The 19,730-nt window shown below is 40.4% G+C and carries 14 protein-coding genes and 1 other RNA gene; 9 read left to right on the top strand and 6 right to left on the bottom strand.

Annotated elements, in window-relative coordinates:
* Positions 1 to 5: 5 nt before the first annotated feature.
* The 3 genes from LRS05_RS08140 to LRS05_RS08130 are packed head-to-tail and all read right to left on the bottom strand — an operon-like array spanning position 6 to position 2,308.
* A complete protein-coding gene (locus LRS05_RS08140; protein ID WP_257867862.1) occupies positions 6 to 686 on the bottom strand; it encodes a two-component regulator propeller domain-containing protein in 681 nt (226 codons plus the stop codon).
* The gene (locus tag LRS05_RS08135; RefSeq protein WP_257867861.1) at positions 572 to 1,042 is read right to left on the bottom strand and encodes a hypothetical protein; all 471 of its coding nucleotides are present in this window, start codon (positions 1,040 to 1,042) and stop codon (positions 572 to 574) included. Before LRS05_RS08135 ends, LRS05_RS08140 begins: the two co-directional genes overlap by 115 nt.
* A 54-nt stretch (positions 1,043 to 1,096) precedes the next feature.
* Entirely contained in the window at positions 1,097 to 2,308 is a 1,212-nt protein-coding gene (locus tag LRS05_RS08130; RefSeq protein ID WP_257867860.1) for an NAD(P)-dependent oxidoreductase, read from the bottom strand.
* 200 nt (positions 2,309 to 2,508) lie between these two features.
* Between LRS05_RS08130 and ssrA the strand changes: the two genes are divergently transcribed.
* The 9 genes from ssrA (at position 2,509) to LRS05_RS08085 (ending at position 17,847) form a co-directional block, all read left to right on the top strand.
* Positions 2,509 to 2,905, top strand: a transfer-messenger RNA (tmRNA) gene (gene ssrA, locus LRS05_RS08125).
* Between the two features lie 218 nt (positions 2,906 to 3,123).
* Positions 3,124 to 3,489, top strand: coding sequence for a two-component regulator propeller domain-containing protein (locus LRS05_RS08120; protein ID WP_257867859.1), 366 nt, complete (start codon positions 3,124 to 3,126; stop codon positions 3,487 to 3,489).
* Positions 3,490 to 3,590: 101 nt separating this feature from the next.
* Positions 3,591 to 7,298: a response regulator gene (locus LRS05_RS08115; protein ID WP_257867858.1), complete on the top strand. Its 3,708-nt coding sequence runs from the start codon at positions 3,591 to 3,593 to the stop codon at positions 7,296 to 7,298.
* Between the two features lie 181 nt (positions 7,299 to 7,479).
* Positions 7,480 to 10,563, top strand: a complete 3,084-nt coding sequence (locus LRS05_RS08110) for a TonB-dependent receptor (protein WP_257867857.1) — start codon at positions 7,480 to 7,482, stop codon at positions 10,561 to 10,563.
* Between the two features lie 11 nt (positions 10,564 to 10,574).
* Positions 10,575 to 12,047, top strand: coding sequence for a RagB/SusD family nutrient uptake outer membrane protein (locus tag LRS05_RS08105; protein ID WP_257867856.1), 1,473 nt, complete (start codon positions 10,575 to 10,577; stop codon positions 12,045 to 12,047).
* 103 nt (positions 12,048 to 12,150) lie between these two features.
* The gene (locus LRS05_RS08100; RefSeq protein ID WP_257867855.1) at positions 12,151 to 13,188 is read left to right on the top strand and encodes a glycoside hydrolase family 130 protein; all 1,038 of its coding nucleotides are present in this window, start codon (positions 12,151 to 12,153) and stop codon (positions 13,186 to 13,188) included.
* Positions 13,188 to 14,480: an MFS transporter gene (locus LRS05_RS08095; RefSeq protein ID WP_257867854.1), complete on the top strand. Its 1,293-nt coding sequence runs from the start codon at positions 13,188 to 13,190 to the stop codon at positions 14,478 to 14,480. The genes LRS05_RS08100 and LRS05_RS08095 overlap by 1 nt, the downstream gene beginning before the upstream one ends.
* Positions 14,481 to 14,496: 16 nt before the next feature.
* Complete coding sequence (locus LRS05_RS08090) at positions 14,497 to 16,212, top strand: hypothetical protein (RefSeq protein ID WP_257867853.1); 1,716 nt, start codon at positions 14,497 to 14,499, stop codon at positions 16,210 to 16,212.
* 126 nt (positions 16,213 to 16,338) lie between these two features.
* Complete coding sequence (locus LRS05_RS08085; protein WP_257867852.1) at positions 16,339 to 17,847, top strand: alpha-glucosidase; 1,509 nt, start codon at positions 16,339 to 16,341, stop codon at positions 17,845 to 17,847.
* A gap of 142 nt (positions 17,848 to 17,989) precedes the next feature.
* On the opposite strand, the gene LRS05_RS17270 is transcribed toward LRS05_RS08085, so the two are convergent.
* The 3 genes from LRS05_RS17270 to LRS05_RS08075 are packed head-to-tail and all read right to left on the bottom strand — an operon-like array spanning position 17,990 to position 19,723.
* Positions 17,990 to 18,433: a hypothetical protein gene (locus tag LRS05_RS17270; protein WP_308224861.1), complete on the bottom strand. Its 444-nt coding sequence runs from the start codon at positions 18,431 to 18,433 to the stop codon at positions 17,990 to 17,992.
* Positions 18,372 to 18,725, bottom strand: coding sequence for a GDSL-type esterase/lipase family protein (locus LRS05_RS17265; protein ID WP_308224859.1), 354 nt, complete (start codon positions 18,723 to 18,725; stop codon positions 18,372 to 18,374). Before LRS05_RS17265 ends, LRS05_RS17270 begins: the two co-directional genes overlap by 62 nt.
* Positions 18,722 to 19,723 (bottom strand): pectinesterase family protein, encoded by a 1,002-nt coding sequence (locus LRS05_RS08075; RefSeq protein ID WP_257867851.1) that lies wholly within the window; start codon positions 19,721 to 19,723, stop codon positions 18,722 to 18,724. Before LRS05_RS08075 ends, LRS05_RS17265 begins: the two co-directional genes overlap by 4 nt.
* Positions 19,724 to 19,730 lie beyond the last annotated feature (7 nt).

Here is a 19,730-nt window from a genome sequence, read left to right as displayed (position 1 = left end):
CGTGATTAGTTACAAATAAATATCCCCCCTGCTGTTTCAGATAATGAATATACCGAACCTAATATTCCAATGTTATCCGTAAATATAGAAACCGGCGAGTTTAGCTCTATATGAGCAACGCCATTATCAAGGCCAAGCCAAAGGTCTTTTTCCCGATCTATTGCTATTGAAAGTACAGCATTGTTTTTAAGGCTGTTGCTACGGTTTATATTCTTAAAAGCACCGGATTTTATATCCACAAGATAAACTCCCTGCAAACCTGTACCTACAACCATTGTGTTGCCCGCAAATCTTGCAGTAACTATAACTTCATTTTTAAATCTGGAATTTAAGGGGTGTTGCCATGGTACGAGCTTTTCACCATTTACTAGATATACTCCTGAATATTTAGTAAAAATATATGTCTCTGCCCCGTACTTTTCAACTCCGTGAACTACATTATCTTTAAGTTCAGGCCAATTTGATATGTGTATAAAATTCTTACCGTCAAATTTATAAATGCCATTACGTACTGATGCAACATAGATATCTCCATCAACAACGTAACAATATGAAATTTGTGATGGAAACTTTATCTTACCTGTTTTTGTGCCATTAACATAATAAAGCTCATTAAACGACTGAAAATAAAGTATATTACCATGACGAAACACTTTCCAAATCTCTTCATTATCGGCATTGCCCAAAAAAGATTTTTCCCTTTGGAAAGAGATGTGTATTCCATCTTCCCGTTTTTACGTTTCCAATAACCAAACTCTTTATATGAGCCGCAATAAACTTTATCCTCATCTACAAAAACCGAACGGATAATTGTTTTGTTTGGCAATGCATATTTCTCCCATTTTACACCATTATAGCGCAGAAAGTAATGGTTATTGGCAAAGTACATGGCATTGTCATTACCCTGCACAACATTCCATACCTGGTTATCGCCATGATATTCACTCTTGGTAAAATTTTCGGTAAATGGAAGTAATTCCTGTGCATAACATGCCGGAATTATTATTAGTGCGATAAATAAGGCAATAGCCCTCAAAGCCATGAAATGTAATTTCCTTCAAAAATAGGAAATTGTATCAATATGCAGTTCTATTCTTTACAGGATAGCTTTTTGTTTGACATAGCCTTCCAGATACTGAAACCTAGGCATAAGCCTGCCGCTGCGGGTAATTTGGGCACGCTCAAGAATACCATCTTTATCGCCATTAAAAAAAGCAGGAATAACATGTTCCATAAACATTTCACCAAATCCCTGGCTTGCGTCTCGGGGAAGTTCACAAGGCAGGTTATCTACAGCCATAACCACTATAGCTGCAGGATGATGAATATCTACCTCTTTATTTTCAAATGGATGATAGCCGTAAAAAGGTTCGGCAATTGTAGATGCTCTGAGCGTTGATGCTACCGGGCCATCAACATCGCAGGAAATATCAGCTACAACTTTTATTTTGTTATCATGGGCGGTCAGCATTTCACGGGTAAGTATTGCCGGAGCATTATTTCCGTAAAAATGTCCTGCGATAAATATGTCTGAAACCTTTGTGAAGCGCTCAAAATTGCTTACATACTCAAATGGATGTGTATAAAAATCATTATTGGTAAGCACCTGGCCGTCTTTGCGCCTGTTATAATCAAGCACATCTATCTGAACATATACCGGCTCACTGTAATTTTTAGTAAGGTAGTTTTCTATAGAAACTTCCTTGATTTTCATTGCATCAAGTATTTCTTTGGCTCCCATCCCAACCTTACCACGGCCTGTAAGAACAATCTTTACCGGCGGCAGTATTAACCTCCTAAGCCTGGCAATAAGTGCCTCTTTATCCTGTAAAGATTCTGCTTTTGGCAAATTGTACAATTCAAACTTTAAGCCGAAGGCTCTAAAACCATTATATGTGCCCACATTGCCGGCATAACGGCCAAATCCTATAAGCCTTTTATAATTTTCATCAACAATGGTCTCGTGGTCAAATAGGTCAATATTTTTATCAAGTATAGCCTGCAGCAACTTTTGGTTATGAGGCTGTTTTTTTATGGTATGAGAGAAAAAGAAATATTTCCTATCCGGAATAAGGGCATCAACAGGCACCTCTTTTACACCAAGCAGCACATCACAATCTGTCATATCCCCGTTTACTTCAATTCCCTTCGCTTCATATTCGGCATCGGTAAATATCCTGATATCTGAAGACTCTACCTTAACCCGGGCCTCAGGATATTTATTATTTAATTCCGTCAGCTCTGCAGGAGTAAAAACTACACGTTTGTCAGGTGGGGATTTTCTTTCTTTTATGATGCCGAATTTCATTAGTAATCTGCGTTGTTATGCACTGACTGTTTATCACATTTACCCAGTCAATTTGTTACAAAATTTTAATTTTGAAGTAAAATTCGATGCCAAATATAAGATAAACCAAACGGGAGGGCAATTATTATTACATAAAAATGTGTACTTTTGTAATCGCTTTTTGGTATTGTATTTGCATACAGTATAATAGCAATTTTAATGGGGTCGACTGGTTTTGACAGCAGGCCTGATTGAACAGTAAGCATGCCGGGAAATTGGGCTGTTCCCGTATATCATTGCCCAAAACTTTTAAACGGCGAAAATAACTACGCTCTTGCTGCTTAATTCTGAATTATAGTAAGAAAAGCCTCGTCCCTGCAAGGCAGGGAGGCGGGATTCTCCTGAAAAGCCCTGGTCTGTGGCGTTTCGATTAGGAGAACCGTAAAAATAGACCTGGAAGTTTCTTCGCTCCGCGGAGGCTTCGAGACTTAAGGAGCTAAGTGTTGTGTGGCAGTCTCCGGCCTTGCACAACATCGAAAAACCAAGCGGAAACTAAGCATGTAGAAAGCTCTTTGATTACCTGTTTGGACCCGAGTTCGATTCTCGGCGGCTCCACCAAGATGTAAAAAAATAAACTTTTTAAAGTTTATAAAACATACAAAACGTCTTGAAAAACCTGTGAAGCCTGCAAATTTTAGATATTTGCAGGCTTTTTATTTTAGTTGAAATTCAGCAGAACTTTCTAAAATGAAAAGTTTCAGGTGCAAAATTGTATTTCAAATTAACTTCTTAACTTTTAAAATTTATTATATATTTATTCAATACATGATATTGAATTGAAAACAAAGATTTTACTCACGGCTTTTTTAACTTTAGTGTTAATCTGCTGTACCGGCAAGCCTGAAAATCTGTCTGCTGAGTATCATAATACTCTGACTTCTACACAAAATATAATACCGCCCGTTACTGATGCAAAATATTCGATAGAACAGTTAGATAACGCGACAGGCCTTTCAAACAGTTCTGTAAACTGCATCTTTCAGGATTCGCAAAATCTTATCTGGATAGGTACATGGGATGGACTTAACCGTTTTGATGGAACTGAATTTAAAAATTCAGGCCAGAGCCTGATGAAAATTCGCTTAGCAATCAGGTTATACTTAAAATTGGCGAGGACAACGCTGGCCAAATCTGGATATTGACTATGCATGGCATTAATTGCTATAATAAACAAGCCAATAAGTTCAGGCGCTTTTACTTTAATTCAGAGAATAAGCCTCCTGTTACAGAATCACAGTTTAACATGGCCTTCGACACAAAAAAAAATGTTTATTGTGCGGTACAGGATTGGGGAATAGGTTATTTCGCTAACGGTAAGTTCAGCCGTTTCAGTTCACAAAAGCTCCCTAATAAATCAGTGCAAAAACTTGAATTTTTGGATTCAGGAAAACTATTGATTTTATATAATGATAATACATTATATTCTGTAGCGATAAAAATGGCTGGTGAGGGCAACAAAGTCATATCAGATGTGCAAAAGCTGCGGGATGACGTGCGTGCTTTCAGTAAAATTGGCGATGATAAAATATTTATTATTGGGACTTCTGGCAAAACTTTTTTACAATCAGCCTATAAGAATAACGTACATGAGGCTACAGCATCTGTTTCAACCATTATTGGTGATGTGCCAGAAGGTTTGGTAGTATTGGGTAAATCAGGATATGCCATAATAAACAGCAATGGTGATAAAGTATCAACACCATGGCTTAAACATCTTGAAGGCCATAATATAACTTCACTACTATTACACCCTAATGAAAATATATTATGGGCAGGAACTGATGGCGACGGATTAATAAAGATATTTCCGCAAAAGAAATCATTCAATCTGATATCAAGAACACAGATTCCGGAACTCCATAGCGGAATTGTAAGATCATTTCTAAAAGATTCCTCGGGTTTCTGGTTGGGTACCAAAGGCAGTGGCTTATTCAGGCTTCCGGTTGATTTCTACCTTTATCCTGACAGAAAGCTTTTATATACACATTTCAATGAAAACAATAGCAGAATTAATAATTCGATATATGCCCTGCAAAAAGGTAAAGATAACTTGGTATTTATAGGTACCGATGGAGAAGGATTAACGATTTATGATTCAGAAAGTGATAATCTTATAAGCTGGAAAGATGTTGATGGTGCAGAAAAATGCGGTTATTTCAAGTCTGTTTACTCTATTTACCGGGATAATAATGATATACTTTGGGTAGGTACCAACGGCTACGGAATGATATCCTTAAAAATAATAAAGGAGAACGGGAATATAAAGCTGACAGATTTTTCAAAATATACTGCCGGAGGAAATGGCAGTAACTCTATTAGCAGCAACATTATTTATTCAATAATTCCTAAAAATGATAAGGAGCTATGGATAGGTACAAGGCTTGGCGGGCTAAATCTTTTTAATAAAACTACAGGCATCTTTAATGTATATAAAAATATTACTGGCAATTCCCAAAGCCTTTCCAGTAATGACATATTGTGTCTTGTTACTGATTCTAAAAACAGGCTGTGGATAGGCACCAGCTACGGGCTTAACCTGCTTAAGAATATAAACAATGATGGCAAAGCAACATTTAAAAGCTTTACAGACAAAGAAGGGTTACCCAATAACACGATTCATGGCATTGTACCTGTAAAAGACGCTAACTTGTGGATTAGCACCAATTACGGGTTATCTAATCTTGAGATTGCACACCAAAGATTCTCTAACTATACAAGATACGAAGGCCTGCAAAACAATGAATTTGCTGATGGTGCCTATTACAGTGATCCTGAAACAGGCCGTATATTTATGGGCGGAATAAAGGGTTTTAACCACTTCTTACCTGAAAATATATATGCCTCTGCTGAAGTGCCAAGCCTGCTCATTGATGAAATTAGCGGACAAAACCAATCGGTGCCTTACTACCAGGGACTCGTAATCTCGCATAACTCTTCAACATACCCATCTCTTACATTAAAACATAATCAAAACTTTTTCAATATACACCTGAAAGCGCTCACTTATACAAATCCTGAAAAGTGTCAATATGCCTATCAACTGGAGGGTTTTGATAAAGACTGGAACAATATAGGCAATCGCCAGGTTATCTCATTTACCAATGTACCCAAAGGGAAATATTCGTTATGGCTCAAATGGAGTAACAGTGAAGGGATATGGAGCAAACCTGTTCACGCTCTTAACATTACCGTAAAACCTGTATGGTGGCAGTCTAACCTTGCGCTGGTAATGTATTTAGCCCTGGCATTGGTATTCTTATTATTCATACGAAGCTATAATTTAAAACAACAGTCACTCCGGCAAAACATCATGATAAGGAAAAAAGAGGAGGAACTGCATGAAAACAGGCTAAGCTTTTTTACAAACATAGCACATGAGTTTTTAACACCATTGACACTCATTGTAGGTCCGGCACAAAAACTCTCTGAAACTGTTGCCCTTGAGGGGAAGAACCTTAAATTCATAAACATGATTCAGAGAAATGCATCAAGGCTTCTTTTCCTTACACAACAATTACTGGAATTCAGAAAAGCAGAGTATGATTACCTCGAAAATACGGTAAGGCATTTTGACCTTGTAAACCTGCTGGAGCAAATTGCCGAATTGTTTGACGACTGGGTTTTGGATAAAAACATAAACTATAATCTTGATATACCACCCGCACTGCAAGGATGGTATGATAAAGACAAGCTAGAGAAAATAATTTTCAACCTTATGTCTAATGCATTCAAGTATACTCCGGCCAATGGTGAGATACAGATGAGATGCAGCATTGAAGAGAAGGACTTCAAAACATTGAACATTACTATAAGGAACACAGGTGTGGGCATCTCAAAGGAAAAGCAGGACTCGCTATTTGACCGTTTCTTTTTATCTGACAGCGAGGTGCAGTCTGATACCGAAATGTTCAGGGCCGGGATTGGCCTGGCATATGTAAAAAGGCTGGTAACAGTGCTTAGGGGCGAAATACTGGTTAGCAGTGTGGCTAATGTAGAAACAGTATTTACTGTACTCATCCCTTGTGAAAAAGCTGCTTTTAGCGAAAAAGAAATTGATACCGAAATTACGCCTGTAGTTATTTCCCAGCACCTTAAAAACATTTTAGAGGAAAAAACTGATAAAGCTGACCCTGATCCGGATAAGATTTCGGCACTTAATGCCCTTGAAAATGATAAGCAAAAAATATTGATTGTTGAAGACGAGAGTGAGATACATGCCTACCTGAAAGACCTTCTGTCAGAGAAATACACCATTATCAGTAGCTATAATGGCGCTGAAGCATTAGAAATTATAAATTCAGATTTACCGGATATTATTGTAAGCGATGTAATGATGCCGGTAATGGATGGCGTAGAGCTGTGTAAAAAAGTAAAGACAGATATTAATACCTGCCATATACCATTTATAATGCTTACTGCTAAAAATTCGGTAATACACAGAATAGAGGGTATTGAGAGCGGTGCCGATTCTTACATTCCGAAACCTTTTTATCCTAAGCACTTACTAGTGAGGATACAAAAGCTACTGGAACAAAAAGAGCTGGTATTGAAACATTTTACACAGGATACTCTTCTTGACAATCTTTCGGCTATTCCCGTTAACAATGATCAAAAGGCTTTTATAAAATCAGTAATTGATTTAGTTCGTAGCAATATAGAAAATGAGAATCTGGATTCAGCGTATTTAGAGAAAGAGCTGGGTTTAAGTTCTTCACAATTCTATCGTAAAATTAAAGAGTCCTTCTCAATATCCCCGGGAGATCTTATACGTACTATCCGTCTTAAACACGCTGCAGAATTATTACGTAAAAATAAATTGACCGTATCTGAGGTATGCTATAAGTCAGGATTTAATAACCGCTCATACTTTTACAGAGAGTTTAAAAAGGTATATAACACTACTCCTAAAAATTACCAGCTTAATTACAGAGGTAAGTCAAGCAAAATTTAAAACATTAATTTTAAGCAAGTTATAAAACAGTGTACACTTTTGGATAAATAGTGTACACTCCTTTTTATGCAGTGTTTATAAATTTATAACGTTTTCGTAACAACAATTAACAACCATCAAAACATTAAATTATCAAAATGAGAAAAATTTTACTAACCCTTAACAAAACTGCCTAGCAACCATGAACAGATTAATTAAATGCCTGCTTCTTATACTGACATTTATGTCCGGAAGCACACTTTATGCCCAAACTGTAACCGGAACCGTTTCTGACGCTACGGGGCCGCTGCCACAGGCCACAGTAATGGTAAAAGGAACAACTACTAGTATAGTTACAGATTTAGACGGAAGATATACAATTGACAATGTTGACACCAATGCTGTATTAGTTTACAGTTTTATGGGTTTTACATCGCAGGAAGTAGCCGTAAACGGCAGGACAGAAATAAATGTTATACTTCAGGAAGATTCGCAACAGCTAAGTGAAGTTGTTGTAACAGGTTATGTAGGCCAAAGCAAACGTTCTATTACCGGAGCCGTTTCTCAGGTGAACCTCAATAACCTTGAAAAAACAAGGATACCTGATGTTGCACAGGCACTTCAAGGGCAGGTAGCAGGTGTATTTGTAGCTGCAAATACAGGTGCGCCCGGAGATGGCAGCGTAATACGCATCCGCGGCGAAGGCACTATAGGAGACAACAGAGTATTGTATGTAGTAGATGGCACTCCAACACGTGATATTACGTTTCTTAACCAGGCAGACGTAGAGTCTATGACAGTTTTAAAAGATGCTTCTGCTACAGCCATATATGGTTCAAGAGCTGCCGGTGGTGTAGTTATTATCACCACTAAACTTGGTGCTAAGGGCAAGTCAAGCTTTGATGTTGACTTCTTTACAGGTATACATTATGTGCAAAACCTCCCGGATATGCTAAATGCTGAACAGTATATGAACGTAATGGAACAATCATGGAATAACACTTATACAACGCCAAACTTATATACTTCTGACAGGACGACCCTCAACCTTGCCGATACCGATTGGCTTGATGAACTATTTACACAAGGTATATCAAGAAATGTACAAATTACTGCAAGTGGAGCAAATGATAAGACAAGCTATCTTATATCTGGTGGATACTATGGCATGAACGGCGTGGTTACGGAGGATAATGACCAATACAAACGCGTAAACTTCCGTACCAACGTAAACAGTAAGCTTAATGAAATGTTTACTGCCGGTGTTAATATGCAAATCACATTCCAAAGCCAAGACAGGATTTCATCAAGTGGGGATGCGCCTGGCGTTATTAGACATGCCCTTATCCGTCCACCCGTATTAGGAGTATATAAAGACCCGAGTGACCCTACTTACAGTGTTCGTAACCCCTATACAGACCTACCTTTTTATACAGGTCCCGTACGAGATGTAGGATACCTTACAAGGTACGAATTCTCATCAAACCCTCTCGCCATCGTACATTTTACTGATGATGTAAGGGAAACTTTCCAGGCATTTGGTAATACTTTCCTTGAAGGCACATTTCTTAATAAAGCTTTAAAAGTACGTACAAATCTGGGTATGGATGTGAGGTTTTTCCACAATAAAGCTTTCTACGAAAATTATGGTGATGATAATATCAGCAACCCTGACGACCCATTGTTTGGCTTAGGATTAGGCCGCAATAACCGTCCTAACAGCTTGTCTGAAAGCCGCGCGCAGGATGTAACTTTTACATGGTCAAATACAGTTAACTATATAAAGACGCTGGGAGACGTTCATGATGTAAATTTACTTGTAGGTCACGAATTCATAAAAAATAGATTTTCGGAAATTGTTGGTGCAAGGTCAGGTTTTGACAATGACTCTGATGCCTTTAGATATTTAGGCTATGGTGGTAATCGTACGGATGGCGAGCTATACACGCCACCATCAAATGGCAGTGATGACAAAAGTTGGACTTTACTTTCCTTCTTTGGCTCTGTCAATTATGGATTTGATAGCAGATACAACGTAACTGCAACCGTTAGGGCAGATGCATCATCAAGATTTGGGCCTAACAATAAATGGGGGTATTTCCCGTCATTCGGCGCCAACTGGATTGCTACGAATGAGAAGTTTATGGAAAACGTAACATGGTTATCAAACCTTAAGCTTAGAGCTAGCTGGGGGCAATCCGGAAATCAGGAAATTCCTGATGGAGCTTATCTAACTTTTGTGCAAACAAACACTCCTTTGGGCACGCAGGTAATAAGGTATGGGAATCCTGACCTCAAATGGGAAACAACAACGCAAACCAATGTAGGTCTTGACTTTGGGTTCTTTGATAACAAACTGAATTTTAGTGCAGATTACTTCCGAAAAGAGACTGAAGATATATTACTATCAATACGTTTGCCAAGATTGTCTGTCGGGGTTATTGAGGAAACATATGTAAATGCAGGATCTGTTGTGAATAAAGGATTTGAATTCGGGCTTAATTTTCAGAATAATGATAACGAATTTAAGTATGGTGTGAATGCTAATCTGGCTACACTTGATAATGAAGTGACTAAACTGCACGGAAACGTGCCTCTCATAGAGGATGATGGCGGGCGTACAAGGAGCATCACCGGGCAGCCGTTAAATGCTTTCTTTGGCCAGCAATTTGATGGTATTTATCAAAATCAAGCAGAGATTGACGCTCACCTGTATTCGAATGCAAATGGTGCTGTCCCCGGAGATATCAGATTTAAAGATATCAATGGCGATGGAGAAATAAATGATGATGACCGTACTTACATTGGTAACCCTGTTCCTAAAATAACATATGGGCTTGCATTCAATGCATCATACAAAAACTTTGACATTTCGTTTCTGTTTCAGGGCGTTGAAGATGTTGATAGGTATAATGACCAAAAACAAATTCTGGATTATGACGGACGCCGATTCAATTCTACAACGGCAGTACTCGGTAGTTGGTCAGGTGAAGGCACAAGTAATACTATGCCAAGGCTTACATTTGAAGATACTGCAAGAGGAGCGAGATATTATAGTGTTTTTGTGGAAGATGCTTCTTACTTAAGGCTTAAAAATATCGAAATTGGTTATACTTTCAATAAATCACTACCATATATCGACTACCTGCGTATATATGCGTCAGGGCAGAATCTGCTTACTTGGACGGATTATACTGGACTTGACCCCGAATCTACAAATCGTGTCGACCAAGGGACTTATCCACAGACAGCAGCAATAATGTTTGGTGCTAAAATAAAACTCTAAAAAAAAGGATTATGAAAAATTTTATAAAAATTAGCCTTCTATTGGGTATAATTACCGTAGTTGGTTGCCAGGATGAACTTGATAAACCACCGGTAGGTGCAATTCCGAAAGAGCAGGCAGATAATACTCCTACTATAACGATTTTAGAAAATTCTGTACGCTCTTCTTATGATATGCTATCAAACAGCATCAACCTTTTGGGCAACTGGGACTGGACTAACGGACTCGTATTCCAAAATGATTATATTCTCCAGGACATAGCATCAGATGATATGCAAAAGAAGTGGAATCCGGACGGTGACCAGCCATGGATGGACCAGATAGATAATTTCACCTTTACAGCAAGCAATGCGGGCCCTAATGGTTTGTGGGTATATAATTATGAAGGCATTAAAAGGCTGAATGTAGCCATTTCGCATCTAACAAAAGATAATATTGAGGCTGTTACAGGTATTTCTACAGACCGCAAAGAACAAATATTGGCCGAGGCTCTATTTCTCAGGTCATACTTATATTTCTCGTTGGTTACAAATTTTGGTGATGTGCCATTAATTGTTCGCCCGGTAGAGAGTTATCAAGAGGCATTTGATGTAGCTGTACGTGTTGACAAAGCTATAATCTGGGATCAAGTTAAGGAAGATTTAACTACAGCTATCAACTTATTGCCAAACAGCAAATACTCATCTGACAGTGAAAAATGGAGGGTATCTAAAGCGGCTGCTATTGCACTATTAGCTAAATCGGAATTATATACTGAAAACTGGGCTGCCGTAGGCCCGTTGGTTGACCAGGTAGCTGCCTTGGGTTATAGTCTTAACGCCAACTACTTTGACAGCTTCACGACTGAGTTTACCGATAATGAAGTAGTGTTTGCTTTTGATCATCAGCGAAATGCGGTTCCTAAAAGAGGAAACGGTATGATGGCACCGCTAGGATGGGGCTTCTTTGCACCAACTCAAAGTTTTATTGACGAGTTCGAGCCAAATGACCCAAGATTACTCTACAGTGTTAATGTTCCTAATAAATGGATAAATAAAATGCTGGGAAGCCTTAATGGCGCTAACCTTGGCGATGATGAAGCGCCAAATAATAAAATATACATCCGTTATGCTGATGTATTGCTTTGGAAGGCTGAAGCGCTCCACGAGCAGGGAGACCAGGCAGGTGCCATTGCAATAATTAACCAGATAAGGCAAAGGGCGCGTAATGGTGTTGATGCAAATGGTAATATACCACCTGCAGGTACGCTACCGGACAGGCCTGCTAGCAATGACCCTGCACAGGTAAAAGCATGGCTTATACATGAACGGAGGGTTGAGCTCGGGTTTGAAAACCAACGTTTGCTTGACCTGAAGCGATGGGGCATTGCGCAGCAGGTTCTCCAGGCACACGGTAAAAACTTCCAGCCTAAGCATATGCTCTACCCTATTCCACAATCAGAAATTGATGCTTCTGCGGGTACGCTTACGCAAAACGATTATTAAATTACAGTTAGTTTGGGTTAGTCCCGGGCCATGCTAAGGCGGGGCCCGGGTAATTCAAATAAAACCTACAATAAATTACGAATGAAAGACATCGCAAAACGCTTTGCGCAAAATCCCCCTATTATCTCCTGCAGACCTTACACCAAGCAGGGATGGCTTAACGATTACCTGCCTTTTAAACCCCGGCGTGTTTGAGTTTCAGGACAAAACCTGGATTATTGTGAGGGTAGCCGAACGGCCGGAACAGCATGATACAACTATTTCCTTTCCGGTACTTACTGAAACCGGAAACATAAATATAATTGAAATTGAAAAAACAGATCCGGAACTTATTGCAGATGATGCAAGGGTTATTAATTATAAAGGGAGTGATTACCTGACAACACTTTCTCACCTGCGCCTTTTGTGTAGTGATGATGGTAAAAACTTCTACGAGCCTGAAGGTTACGGTACACTAGTGGGTGAAGGCCGTCACGAAACGTTCGGCATTGAAGACTGCCGCGTGGCTAAAATCAATGATACTTACTACCTTACATTTACTTCGGTATCTGATTTAGGTGTGGCAGTTGGCCTGCGCACTACAAAAGACTGGAAAACTTTTGAAAACAAAGGCCTTATCTTCCCTGCTCATAATAAAGACTGCGCCATTTTTGAAGAAAAGATAAATGGGCTTTTCTATGCCTTGCACCGGCCAAGCAGTGTAGATATTGGCGGTAATTACATTTGGATAGCTTCGTCGCCGGATGGTGTACACTGGGGTAACCATAAATGCATTGCCACTACACGCAAAGGCCTGTGGGACAGTAAGCGGATTGGCGCCGGCGCAGCACCTGTAAAAACAGAAAAGGGCTGGCTGGAAATTTACCATGGCGCCAATGATAACCATATGTACTGTCTCGGTGCACTGCTGCTTGATCTGGAAGATCCGTATAAGGTATTGGCTAGAACAGAAGAGCCGATAATGATTCCGTCAGCAGAGTACGAGTTGAGCGGGTTCTTCGGTAATGTAGTATTTACCAATGGGCATATTGTTGAGCCTGATGGTGATACAATAACTATGTATTATGGCGCGGCTGACGAGTTTGTATGCGGTGCGAAATTCTCTATCAAGGAAATACTTTCACTTTTAAAATATAACTGATGCTGAATAAATTACGGACTGAAGTTAATCATTTTAAAAGTCAGTCGCACAATTTTAAAATACTGGTGCTTACTAACTTAGTATATGCACTTGTTTTACCCGTCATAGATATATTTGTCGCAGCATATATTATGCGTAATTCTAATGATACCAGTAAGGTAGTGTTGTACCAGCTTACTATTTATTCAGGTATTCCAATAACATTTCTGGTAAACGGTTTTCTGCTTAAACACATGAATATAAAAACATTATATTCAATTGGCATGATGCTTAGCGGTGTCTCCATGATCATCATGATGTCGCTGAAAACCCTTGATATGTTCGGTATCGGTGTGGCGGGTATAATTATGGGGCTATCATTTGGGCTATACTGGTCTAATCGTGACTATCTCGCTGTAGCAGTGACGAATGATGATAACCGCAACTATTACTACGGGCTTGAAACATTTATATATACAATCATCGCAATCATTGTCCCGGCTGCTATCGGCTGGTTCATTCAATCAAAAAACGGAGAGACAGATAAACACAATGCCTATCTCATCATTACAGGTGTTGTGTTTATTATAACATTCTTAGCATCAGTGGTTTGCTTTAGGGGAGATTTTAAAAATCCGGTACAGAAAAAGTATATTTTTTTTAAATTTCACCCGCTATGGTACAAATTACTCTCGCTGGCAATGTTCAAAGGCCTGGCGCAGGGATTTCTAGTTACAGCCCCTGCAATGCTGATATTTAAGCTTTTAGGTGAAGAAGGAGCACTTGGCAATGCACAGTCAATTGGTGCAATACTGGCAGCAATCATTATTTATTTCATAGGCAGGTTTTCCAAACCATCAGATCGTGTTAAGACCTTCTCTGCCGGCCTTATCCTTTTTGCTATAGGCGCCTGCCTCAACGGGTTATGGTTTGACCAGACCAGCGTAATTGTATTCCTGTTGCTGCTGCTTATTGCAAAACCATTGATGGACCTTGCCTACTTTCCTATCCAGCTACGGGTTATAGATATCGTTTCAAGAATAGAAAAACGTGGAGAGTTTGCATACATACTTAACCATGAATCAGGACTTTACGCCGGGAGATTGCTTGGGGCAGGAACTTTTTTAGTGTTGTACTTTGCCGTGTCAGAAGATTTTGCACTACGATACGCAATAGGCATAATTGCACTTTTGCAGCTTTGCTCTATTTCCATCAGTAAAAAAATTATTGCAGAAGGCAATAACATCTTTCCGGAAAAAGAAGACATTGAAGACACCAAAGTTTTAGAAGAAACCGCGGCCAACATCGTTTAAGAATTAACATTTCATTATGAAAAAATATTTTAGGTCCTGTGCACTGCTTTTTTTGCTTATATCCCTTCATGCAAGTGCACAGGTTAAACAACAGCCGGTTGAGCGTGTAAATCAAATGCCCGACCTGCCAAAACCGTTTGGTATAATAAATTACAACCAACTGGCTAAAGATTTTGATGCCACCGTGTATAATTTTAACTCGAAAGGCAAAAACTGGCCATTGGTGTGGGTTGACAAATCACAAAAAAACTTCCCGCAGGATGTTGTAGGTATCTATACCGCAATGGGTGACGTCAGGCAGGGAACTGCCAATAAAGGCATGTTTCATGAAGCGCTGGCAACCATGGGTGCAACTCTTGGTGCCACACTTGTAGGTGTTGATAAAACAAAACAGGATGGCCGCAACTATGTAGCTATGCTGAAAAACTACTTTAATAAAGATACCGGCTGGAACATCATGATGAACAACACCGCACCTGAAGTGGCTTTGCTGGGTGGTGGCTACGGGCGCGACTGGTGGTATGATGTGTACCCCAACCTTTTATTCTATGCGATTTATGACAAATACCCAAACGAGCCCGGACTTGATAGCCTGGCCAGGACAATCGCCAATAAATTTTACGAGGCTGATAAAATACTGAAAGGCAATTACGACTACTCGTACTTTGATTACGGGAAGATGACGCCAATGAAAAACAACATTTGCATACAGCCCGATGCGGCAGCAGGCCATGCATGGGTGCTATATTCGGCATACAAGAAATTTGGGGATGAAAAGTATCTTCAAGGGGCACTATCAGCATTATCGGCTCTTGAGGCAAATTCCCAAAACCCTACGTATGAACTGCTGATGCCTTTCGGCGCATACCTCGCTGCGAGGATAAGTGCAGAGCAGGGTAAGAAATATGATACGGCAAAAATGCTGCGCTGGAGTTTTGACGGTACAGCAATATGCCGCGAAGGCTGGGGCGTACTGGTGGGCAACTGGAATGGTTTTGACATTTCGGGCACTGTAGGAAGCACGGTTGACCACGGGGGCTACGGCTTTTTGATGAATACGTATGATGCTGCCTGGCCTCTGGTACCTATGGTACGTTATGATCAGAGTTATGCCAACGCCATAGGCAAATGGATGCTGAATGCCGCCAATGCTTCAAAGTTCTTTTATCCGCAGCATATGCCTGACGAGCACGAAACTATCCCGCAGATTGCCAATGAGGTATCTAAAGGCGTAATTGCCTACGAGGGTATCATAGAGCGGTCCAACATGGATACTTACAAACATGTGAAAGCCCCTGTAGCCCAAGGTGATGGCCCGTTGTGGGTACCCGGCAAAAACCCGCCTGAGTCGCAGCTAAGCGTATACGGCAGTGGGCATGTGGGCATTTTTGGCAGTATCATCAAAACGACTGATATTGAAGGCATCTTGCAGCTTGACCTGCTGGCGACAGATTTCTTCCGTGATAAGGCTTATCCTACTTTCCTGTACTATAACCCGCATAATGATGGCAAGGCCATCAGCATTAATGTTGGGAAAAAGAAGATAGACCTTTATGACACAGTTTCCGGTAAATACATTGCCAGGAACGTTTCGGGCAATACTAAAATCAACATCGGGGGTAAACATTCAGCCGTTGTAGTGATGGTGCCTGCAAAAGGTAAAGTAAGCTATAAGGGCTCAAAAATGACTGTAAACGGTGTGGTGGTTGATTACAACGCACAAGGAAAATAAATGAAAAGTCAATCCTTTAAAATCTGCCTTTCTGCTATTTGCTTTATGCTTCATATATCTTTGAAGGCTCAAAATACTCAGCCTGACAAAAAATGGTGGAAAGAAACCGTATTCTATCAAATATACATGCCCAGCTATGCTGACAGCAATGGTGACGGATACGGAGATTTTAACGGTATTACGGGTAAGCTGGACTATCTGCAAAAGTTAGGTATTAAAGGTATCTGGCTTACCCCCTTTTTAAAATCGCCAAAAGTTGACAATGGCTACGATGTAGCAGATTACTACGCCATTGACCCTACATATGGCTCAATGGCCGATTTTAAAACCTTCTTAAACGAAGCGCACAAGAGAGATATAAAAGTAATTATGGATATGGTGCTGAACCATACTTCTACCGAATGCAAATGGTTTAAGGAAGCACAGAAGTCTAAAGACAATCCTTATCGGGATTATTACATCTGGAAAGATAAGCCCAATAACTGGGAGTCGTTCTTTGGCGGCACAGCATGGGAATATGAGGCTAAATCCGGCCAATATTATTACCACAAATTTGATGTGCGTATGGCCGACCTGAACTGGCAAAATCCAAAGGTTAAAGCTGAAGTTAAGAACATAATGCACTTTTGGCTTGATATGGGCGTAGACGGCTTCAGGCTCGATGTAATCAACTTTCTCACGACAGATGGAATTACTGTTGATAACCCTGTAAATGACGGCGCACAGCAGCATAAAAATGATATTGACCAGCCCGGCGTGAAAGATGCCATGCGGATGATAAAGTCGACAGTAAATGCATACCCGGACAAGTTCATTGTAGGCGAAATAGGCAGTGATAAAATTGATATACTAAAGCAGTACCAGGGTGAAGACTTGCTAGATGTGGTCTTTAATTTCAATTTCGGCAGCATACCTGAATTTTCAGCAGAGAGAATATACAATGAACTGCAAAGTATGGAGAAAGAGATGGCCAGCTACCCTACCCTTTTCTTTGGCAGCCATGATATGCCCCGCATGATTGACAGGCTGGCTAATGGCTCTCTGAAACGGGCCGAAGCTTTGGCCGCATTAATGCTCACGGCTAAAGGTGTGCCTTTTATTTATTATGGCGAAGAGATTGGGATGCAAAATATTATTGCTGAATCTTATGAGGAGATTGTAGACATACAGGGAAAAACACACTACAAGCTGGCTATTGAGAAAGGCTTGTCTCCACAAAAGGCGCTTGCAGAAGCAAACATGCATAACCGCGACAAGTCGCGCAGCCCTATGCAATGGGATGCCACCCGATATGCAGGATTTTCAACAGGAAAGCCCTGGATCAAGGTGAGCGGGAATTATAAAAGCATAAATACTGAAAAGATGTTGCCGGCAAAGTCATCATTGCTGCATCAATACAAAAAGCTCATCGCGCTGCGCAACAGTGAGCCTGTACTGCAATATGGCATATACAAAGAACTTACCTTTAAAAATAATGTGATATCCTACACCCGGACACTTGATGGCAGAGACGTAACGGTGGTTGTCAATTTCGGAAAGGAGCATAAACTGAATCTCCCCAATAGCGCTAAGGTGCTGATGGGTACAGCCGCGCTCGGGCAAAATGACTATGTGATTTATTCCGTTGTAAAATAAATTGGTAGAATTGTGAATAAAAGCCTCTTGTTCATCACAGGAGGCTTTTTGATTTTGACTATCTGAACTAACTTCCCGGAGAATATCCGATAGATATAACCAATTAAAAAAAGTAAGATTTTTTATAAACATTTAATAAGGCTTACTTCAAAAATTTCCTTAGCGCAGGAATAGTTTTTTTAAGTTCACGGGCAGCAATTTTCGCTATTTCGGTTGCGCCCTTAATGCTCAAATGCGTATCGTCTTTTTTACCTTCAGGGTAATAAGGGTTCTCTTTGGGTGCAAAATGCAGGTGCAGCTCTTTCGATTTTTCAGGGCCGTATGACTGCTCAAGAAGCTCAGTATAATATTCCAGGTCGATAAAAAGAACTTTAAGTTCAGCTGCCACAAGCCGCACCTCAAGGGAATAATCGCCATGTGAGCTAACCAATGCGCCCTGTTCATTAAACTTTCGCCGTGCAATAGATGAAAATAGCACAGGTACCGCTCCTCTTTGCCGGGTTTCATTTACAAACCGCATAAGGTTATAGCGATAGGCCGTGTGGGGGGTTGGTATAACGCTTAGGGTCATCAGCCTTCGCGTCATTATGCCCGAATTGTATAAACACATAATCACCCTTTTTCAGAACTCTGGTGATGGAATCCCACCTCCCCTCTTCAATAAAGTTTCTGGTGCTGCGCCCATTTACTGCTTTGTTAACAACCTTTACGTCTGCCGTAACAAACTGTGGGAAAACCTGCAGCCACCCATGCTCAGGGTTTTGAGACGGATTCTTTTTATCAGCCATGGTAGAATCGCCTATCCCGTAAATAGTAACTTTTTGCGCTATGGCAGTCACACTCGCCAACATTATGAATATTAAGAAGTAGTTTTTCATTTCAGTTGTAGTTGTTTGATTCTGGCAGCCATAGCAACACCCAGGCAATTTTCGACAGTATACGCTTTTGCCTGCCTTTTGGTGAGTTGGTACGACCATTTTACCCGATCTGACGGTTTATATCCTGTACCTGAACAATTATATTCTGCATAAAAAGCAGTACGTTCAGCCTCTTGTTTATTCCAGTTATACCAGCCTTCGGGTTTGATATGCGCATCCATCATACAATTTATAAACACCGTTTTGGCGTAAGGCCTCCAGGGGCGGCCCAGGTACACGGCATCAATTCCTCTTTCAGCAGTAAGCCGGCAATCATCAAACACAAAACCGTATGCTTCGCCCTGCGGGGTTGATGCCGCCGTGATGTAAGAGTTCTTGAGGCTATGGAGTGTACAGCTCTTAAAATAGGCTGTGGCACTGCCAAATATAAAATCGGTTGTACCTGTTATGAGGCAATTTTCAAAATAGATCCTGAAACCGTTACCGCTTACATAGAGCGTATCCTGATTGCCGAGAATGGAACAGTTTACCACGATTGCGTTATTGGCATGGACAGACAATGCCACCGCCTGCCCTGCATCGCCCGATGCGTTTACAATCGTAAGGTCTCTGGCAATAAACCCATCACCTTCCACAAGCATTGTGTAGGTATGAAACGTACTATTAATGCCTGTATTTACTTTCGCAAAATAATCATTGTAAGTAATGACTGTGCCTTCCCGGCTTTCGCCTATCAGGGTAATATCCGGGTTCCATTCATGCACTTTTACCTTTTCATGGTATGTGCCGTTTTTTATAAAAATGGTTATACGCTGCGGAGGGAATGATTTAGAATCATCAATAGCTGCCTGTATGGTTGTATAGTCTCCTGAGCCATCGTGTGCAACAATTTTGTAAAACGCATCAGCTTTTGGCTTATCCTGTGCAATAGCAGAAAATGACACACACGCAATCATTATGATAGCCCGTATTGTAAACAATGTCACTTTCAACTTCATTTGTTAA

Source organism: Flavobacterium sp. J372, assembly GCF_024699965.1.
Classification (GTDB): domain Bacteria; phylum Bacteroidota; class Bacteroidia; order Flavobacteriales; family Flavobacteriaceae; genus Flavobacterium.
The sequence above is the reverse complement of the archived record's forward strand: the minus strand, read 5'-3'. Positions and strand labels throughout refer to the sequence as shown.